This is a genomic window from Paraburkholderia sp. Ac-20347 (assembly GCF_017104805.1).
Taxonomy (GTDB): Bacteria; Pseudomonadota; Gammaproteobacteria; order Burkholderiales; family Burkholderiaceae; genus Paraburkholderia; species Paraburkholderia tropica.
This window is the reverse complement of the sequence record NZ_JAAGPN010000371.1, coordinates 1-5923: the sequence shown is the minus strand read 5'-3', so window position 1 is coordinate 5923 and position 5923 is coordinate 1. Positions and strand designations below refer to the sequence as shown.

General features: G+C 65.1%; 8 protein-coding genes. 2 read left to right on the top strand and 6 right to left on the bottom strand.

Annotation, left to right across the window (positions count from 1 at the left end; genetic code table 11):
• Positions 1-106: 106 nt before the first annotated feature.
• Both G3N97_RS35555 and G3N97_RS35550 read right to left on the bottom strand, forming a co-directional pair.
• Positions 107-940, bottom strand: a complete 834-nt coding sequence (locus G3N97_RS35555) for a class II glutamine amidotransferase (RefSeq protein ID WP_205997506.1) — start codon at positions 938-940, stop codon at positions 107-109.
• 82 nt (positions 941-1022) lie between these two features.
• Positions 1023-1703 carry a MarC family protein gene (locus G3N97_RS35550; protein ID WP_205997505.1) on the bottom strand — a complete coding sequence of 227 codons (681 nt, stop codon included), beginning with the start codon at positions 1701-1703 and terminating at the stop codon, positions 1023-1025.
• A gap of 260 nt (positions 1704-1963) precedes the next feature.
• Between G3N97_RS35550 and G3N97_RS35545 the strand changes: the two genes are divergently transcribed.
• A complete protein-coding gene (locus G3N97_RS35545) occupies positions 1964-2191 on the top strand; it encodes a DUF3311 domain-containing protein (RefSeq protein WP_205997504.1) in 228 nt (75 codons plus the stop codon).
• Positions 2188-3663, top strand: coding sequence for a sodium:solute symporter (locus tag G3N97_RS35540; RefSeq protein WP_205997503.1), 1476 nt, complete (start codon positions 2188-2190; stop codon positions 3661-3663). The genes G3N97_RS35545 and G3N97_RS35540 overlap by 4 nt, the downstream gene beginning before the upstream one ends.
• 63 nt (positions 3664-3726) lie before the next feature.
• Here G3N97_RS35540 and G3N97_RS35535 read toward each other — a convergent pair whose 3' ends face one another.
• The 4 genes from G3N97_RS35535 to G3N97_RS35520 form a co-directional block, all read right to left on the bottom strand.
• Positions 3727-4266 carry a type II toxin-antitoxin system YhaV family toxin gene (locus tag G3N97_RS35535; protein WP_205997502.1) on the bottom strand — a complete coding sequence of 180 codons (540 nt, stop codon included), beginning with the start codon at positions 4264-4266 and terminating at the stop codon, positions 3727-3729.
• Entirely contained in the window at positions 4263-4616 is a 354-nt protein-coding gene (locus G3N97_RS35530) for a type II toxin-antitoxin system PrlF family antitoxin (protein WP_241031041.1), read from the bottom strand. The genes G3N97_RS35535 and G3N97_RS35530 overlap by 4 nt, the downstream gene beginning before the upstream one ends.
• Before the next feature lie 140 nt (positions 4617-4756).
• Complete coding sequence (gene cobM, locus G3N97_RS35525) at positions 4757-5488, bottom strand: precorrin-4 C(11)-methyltransferase (RefSeq protein ID WP_205997501.1); 732 nt, start codon at positions 5486-5488, stop codon at positions 4757-4759.
• Positions 5485-5923, bottom strand: a 439-nt coding sequence (locus G3N97_RS35520; protein WP_205997500.1) for a precorrin-6A/cobalt-precorrin-6A reductase, incomplete at its 5' end; no start/stop codon positions are given. The genes G3N97_RS35520 and cobM, both read right to left, overlap by 4 nt.

Below are 5923 nucleotides of genomic sequence, written 5' to 3'. Positions count from 1 at the left end.
GTGCGCCGCGCCGCGCTGGCGCCGCTGGGACCGCTCGGGCCGCTGGAACCGCCGCCGTCGAGCTGAACGTCACGGCGCGCCTGGCCCGTACGTCGCGCCCCGTATTTCAGGACCCTTTCGGCACGAAATCCCGATACTCGATCTGCGCGCCGCGCACGATGATCGCGGTGGACTCCGGCACTTCCGCCCACGCATCCGGCAAATCGACGATCGGCTCCGAGACGAGCAGATAGGCATCCTCGCCCACCGCATTGATGCGCGGATCGTCGGGATACAGCTCGTGCAGATGCTTGAACGACGTGCTATGGAACAACGAACGCGAATTGCGCTCGCTCGAATAGCGCACCGCCACGAGTTGCTCGCCGTCGCTCGCGCACACCGTCATGTTGAGCGCCGGCTCGATGCCGTGCGCCTTCGCCGTCGCCTCGACGAAACCCGCCATGCGTTCGAGCGCGAGCACGGGATCGAGTTCGAGACCGAAAGTCATCGCCAGATAGAACATTGCCTCCGAATCGGTCGAGCCCTCGAGCGCATTGAAGCGGCCCGGTTCGATCGCGACCAGCAACTCGCGCCGCACCAGTGGAAAACTTTCGATCAGCCCGTTGTGCGCGAACATCCAGCGCCGATGCCGGAACGGATGGCAATTGGTTTCCTGCACCGGCGTGTGCGTCGCGGCGCGCACGTGCGCGAGGAACATCGGCGCCTGCACGGCGCGCGCGAGTTCGCGCAGATTGCGGTCGTTCCAGGCCGGATGCACGCTGCGATAGCGATACGGAATGTCATGCGGATGCTGATACCAGCCGAGACCGAAGCCGTCGCCGTTGGTCGTGGTGGCGCCGAGCGTCGAATGCAGGCTCTGGTCGATCAGCGAATGGCGCGCGCGAAACAGCACGGTTTCGAGCGGCACGGCGTTGCCCGTATAGGCGAGCCAGCGGCACATGGAGACACTCCTTCGTCTGACGATGTCGATGAGGGCGGCCGCGCCGGGCCGGGCGCCCGGTTCGTCCGCTCAGTTTGTCCGCTCAGTTCGCGACGTGAAGCCCGGCAATCGGCGTGAGAAAGCCCGTGAGTCCGGTGAGTATGATCTGCACGCCGATGCACAACAACAGGAACGACGAGACGCGCATCGCCACGCGCGTGCCTTCCACGCCCAGATAGTGCGCGAGGCGCGCGGCGCGGCTGTAGACGTAGTAGATCACGAGCATCACGAGCACCGAAATCGCCACCGACGCGATGCTCGACAGCAGCCATGCCGAGAGTTTGTGCGTGCGGTTCGCGTTCAGCGCGATGGCCGTGGCGATCGAGCCGGGACCGGTCGTGAGCGGAATCGTCAGCGGAAAGAAAGCCTTGCCGCTCGCCGACCACGCGTTCACCGGCTTGACCGCCGGATCGTTCGCCACGGGCGGCTCGGGTTCGGGCGCATTGAGCATCTGCCAGCCACTCACGGCCACCGCGAGACCGCCGCCGATCCGCAGCGCTTCCATCGAAATGCCGAAGAAATGCAGGATCGGCGTACCGACGAAAAAGGCCGCGAGCAGCACAAAACAGGCGTTGGTGGCGACGCGTTTGGCGAGCAGGCGACGCTCCTCGTCGGTGAGCGTCGAAGTGCGGTCGAGAAAGACGAACGCGATGCCGATGGGGTTGATGATGCTGATCAGTCCGGTGAAACCGAACAGAATGTCGGAAATGAGGCTCTCGATCATGAAGGCGATCCGGTAAGGCCCCACGAGGGCCAGGCTGCGTGCAGTGTACCCAAAGCGATGCGCGGCGTGTCCCGACGGTGCCGGGCCGCGCGCGCTGGCCGCCGCACGCTTGATGCGACGCAACAACGATGCCCGCGCACGCAGGCGCATGGCGAGCGGGAAATCACGGATTTTTGGCGGCTTTACGGGGCGCGTTCGCGGGAATAGAGTGGCTGGACCGCACCCGGACGCAACGTTTGCCTTCTTCCCAAGGAGTCGCCATGTCACTGAGGTTGCTTGCCGCCCTGCCCTTCATCGGCATCCTGCTGGGCGTGCCGTTCGTGAACCATACCGAGCCGCTCGTGCTCGGCATGCCACTCGTGCTGGCGTGGATCGTGATGTGGGTCGTGCTGACCTCGGTGATCATGGCGATCGTCTACCGGCTCGATCCGTCGAACCGGCTCGCACGCGACGGCGAATCCGACCTGGCGCGCGAGGTGCGGTCATGAGCGCACTCGTCATCATCGTGGCGATTACGATCGTCGCGCTCGCGCTCGGCATGCGCGCGCGGCGCGGCCACGACATGAATCTCGAACAGTGGTCGGTGGGCGGACGCAGCTTCGGCACCGCGTTCGTGTTCCTGCTGATGGCGGGCGAAATCTACACCACGTTCACGTTTCTCGGCGGCAGCGGCTTCGCGTACGGCAAGGGCGCACCGGTCTATTACATCCTCGCTTACGCGACGCTCGCGTACATCCTCTCGTACTGGATGCTGCCGCCGATCTGGCGTTTCGCGAAGCAGCACCGCCTCGTTTCGCAGCCGCATTTCTTCGCGCGCAAATACAACAGCCCCGCGCTCGGCGTGCTGGTCGCGTGCGTGGGCGTGCTCGCGCTGGTGCCGTATCTCGTGCTGCAACTGAAGGGCCTCGGCATCATCGTGACGACGGCCTCGTATGGCGCGATTTCGTCGACGGCGGCCATCTGGATCGGCGCGGCGGTGGTGACGGCCTACGTGATCGTCTCGGGCGTGCGCGGCTGCGCGTGGAATTCCGTCGTGAAGGACACGATGATTCTCGCCATCGCCGTGTTCCTCGGCATCTATTTGCCGATCCACCATTACGGCAGCCTCGGCGAGATGTTCCGCGCCATCGACGCCGCCAAACCCGGCTTCCTCACCTTCCCCGCGAAGGGCCAGAGCGTGACGTGGTTCCAGTCGACGGTGCTCCTCACGGCGCTTGGCTTCTTCATGTGGCCGCATACGTTCGGCTCGGTCTACACCGCGAAGGACGACCGCATTTTCCGCCGCAACGCGATGATCCTGCCGCTGTATCAGCTGATCCTGCTGTTCGTGTTCTTCTGCGGATTCGCGGCCGTGCTCAAGGTGCCGGGCCTCAAGGGCGGCGACATCGATCTCTCGCTGTTCCGGCTTTCGCTGCAAACCTTCGACCCGTGGTTCGTCGGCGTGATCGGCGCGGCGGGCGTGCTCACCGCGCTCGTGCCGGGCTCGATGATCCTGACCACGGCGTCGACGCTGCTCGCCAACGACGTCTATCGCGGCGCGATGATGAAATCCGCCGACGACGCACGCGTCACGCGGCTCGCGCGCATGTTCGTGCCGGTGATCGCGCTGGTGGCGGTCGGCTTCACGCTCAAGGGCGGCGATACGATCGTCGCGCTCCTGCTGATGGGCTATAACTTCGTGACGCAGCTGTTCCCGGCGCTGGTGTGCAGCCTCGCGCCGCGCAATCGCGTAACGAAACAGGGCGCGTTCTGCGGGATTCTCGCGGGCGCGCTGGTGGTCGCGCTGACCACGCTGATGCACGTGAGCGTCGCGCAACTGATCCCGTTCGCGCCCGATGCGCTCAAGGACATCAATATCGGCTTTCTGGCGCTCGGCGTGAATATCGTCGTGCTCGCCGCCGTGAGCGTGGTGACGCAACCGCGCACGCATGCGGATCACGAGCATGCGGGGGCGCATTGAGGGTGGGGATGCGTTGAGGGGCTGGCGCCGCATGCAAAAAAGGCCGTCTTGCGACGGCCTTTTTTATTTTGCTGACTTCGCAGCAGCGCTCGAAGAACCCGTCGCCTTCGCCAGTCTCGGCGTGGCGGCGCGCGCTTCGGCCAGCAACGTGTCCCAGCCGTCCGGCGGTCGCTTGCGGTCCAGCATCTTGCCGAACACCCGGTAGGCATCGCTCGCCGAGCCATAGGCGCGACGGGTCCGATCGTCGTTCACCCAGCCGAGAATGATCGTTCGACTCGGTTTGTGAAAGCGGAAAAACAAGCGATATTGCTGGAAAAACTTCGCGCGAAACCAGTGTTTGCGTGCATCGCCCAAGGTGTCGCCTTGCCGGTACTCCGCCTTCTCCGGATCGTCGGGGATCAGTTCCCAGGCGAGCTTCGCGATGGCCGCGAGCCGCTTGGTCGCGTTCTTCCTCAGGTAATCTTCCGGCAGCTTACGCTTGAGCGCCTCGACTTCTTCCAACAACGATTCGAGCTGATCGAGAAAGCACGGATGGGCGAAGATCGCCCATCCATTGACCACGAGTATCGGTGTTTGCGCGTGTGCCGCCCCGGCAGTGGTCATTCGTCATCCGGGGAAAGGGCCGCATCGAGGTCGATCTCGACGCCTTGCGTCAACGTCCGGACACGCGCCACGTAGGCCGGCGGAAACGAGCGCAGCGTCTCCGGCCGATGCTGGATTTCGCGCGCGAGAAAATCCAGAAACGGCGCGAACGCGGGATCTTCTTCGTCCTCGGGCGCGGCGCGCTCCATCACGACTTCGCCCGACGACTTGACCCTGTAATGAATCTTGTCGCGCTTGCCGAGTTTCAGCGCGCGCCGGATCGGTTCCGGCACGGTAGTCTGATAGCGGTCAGTCAGTGAGGATTCCGCTTCGACCATCAGGTCCGCGTCGCTCACAAAAGAAGAGGCCATGATCGACTCCCATTGCATCCGTTCGTCATGCCTGCAATGGTAATGCAAATGCATTGTCAAGGCAATGCAACTGCATTGTCGTCGCTCAAGTCAAGCTCGAATCACGCTCGGCCCCGCCAAAGGCGGGAAAAATGCGGGCCTTATCGCTTCCCCGCCCCATACAGCGTCGAATCCGCAAACCCTTCCGCGCCCAGCACGCGGCCGACCAGAATCAGCGCCGTACGCTCGATATCGGTGGCCTGCACTTTCGCGACGATATCCGCGAGCGTGCCCGTCACGCGTTCCTCGTCGGGCCAGCTTGCCCGATAGACCACCGCCACCGGACAATCGTCGCCGTAATGCGGACGCAGTTCCTCGACGATGCGCGCGATATGCCGCACGCCCAGGTGTATCGCCATCGTCGCGCGATGGCGCGCGAGATCGCCGAGCGCCTCGCCTTCGGGCATCGCGGTCTTGGTGGCGTAGCGCGTGAGAATCAGCGTCTGCGAAATGCCGGGCAGCGTGAGTTCGCTGCCGAGCGTCGCGGCGCAAGCCGCCGTCGCGGTCACGCCCGGCACGATTTCATAAGGAATCCCGAGTTCCCGCAAACGGCGGATCTGCTCGCCGATCGCGCCGTACAGCGACGGATCGCCCGAGTGCACGCGCGCGACGTCGTGTCCGGCGCGATGCGCACTATCAAGCAGCGCGACGATCTCGTCGAGCGTGAGCGGCGCGGTGTCCACCACCTGCTGCGCGCGGTGGCCGTCGAGCACGGCGGGCGGCACGAGCGAGCCCGCGTAGAGAATCACGGGACACGTGCGCACGAGGCGCTGGCCCTTCACGGTGATCAGTTCGGGATCGCCCGGACCCGCTCCGATAAAGTAGACGGTCATGCGTTGAAATCCTGCGTGTTAATCGGTGAATCGAAAGCTCGGAGCGCGTCGATGGCCTCTTGCGGCGCGTCGAATTCGCGCTGCGCGGACGGCAGCGCCGGACGCCGCATCATCACCACGGGCAGACCGCGTTCGCGCGCGACGGCGAGCTTCGCTTCGGTGGCCGCCCCGCCGCTGTTCTTGCTGACGATCACGTCGAAGCGCCCCGCCGCGAACAGCGCGCGCTCGCCTTCGGGCGTGAACGGCCCGCGCGCGTCGATCACCTCGGCGCGCGCGTGGCCGGGATGTGCGTCGAGACAGCGGATCGTCCAGTGCTGATGCGCGGGAATCTCGTCGAGATGCGCGAGCGGTTCGCGGCCCAGCGTGAACAACGGACGCGCGAACGGTGCGAGCGCGTCCGTCACGCCGGTCCAGCCGTCGACGAAGCGCCAGTCA

What these genes read in the sequence shown, in the direction of transcription:
- G3N97_RS35555 (WP_205997506.1), bottom strand. Translation starts at nt 940, where the DNA reads ATGTGCCGCTGGCTCGCCTATACGGGCAACGCCGTGCCGCTCGAAACC.
- G3N97_RS35550 (WP_205997505.1), bottom strand. Translation starts at nt 1,703, where the DNA reads ATGATCGAGAGCCTCATTTCCGACATTCTGTTCGGTTTCACCGGACTG.
- G3N97_RS35545 (WP_205997504.1), top strand. Translation starts at nt 1,964, where the DNA reads ATGTCACTGAGGTTGCTTGCCGCCCTGCCCTTCATCGGCATCCTGCTG.
- G3N97_RS35540 (WP_205997503.1), top strand. Translation starts at nt 2,188, where the DNA reads ATGAGCGCACTCGTCATCATCGTGGCGATTACGATCGTCGCGCTCGCG.
- G3N97_RS35535 (WP_205997502.1), bottom strand. Translation starts at nt 4,266, where the DNA reads ATGACCACTGCCGGGGCGGCACACGCGCAAACACCGATACTCGTGGTC.
- G3N97_RS35530 (WP_241031041.1), bottom strand. Translation starts at nt 4,616, where the DNA reads ATGGCCTCTTCTTTTGTGAGCGACGCGGACCTGATGGTCGAAGCGGAA.
- cobM (WP_205997501.1), bottom strand. Translation starts at nt 5,488, where the DNA reads ATGACCGTCTACTTTATCGGAGCGGGTCCGGGCGATCCCGAACTGATC.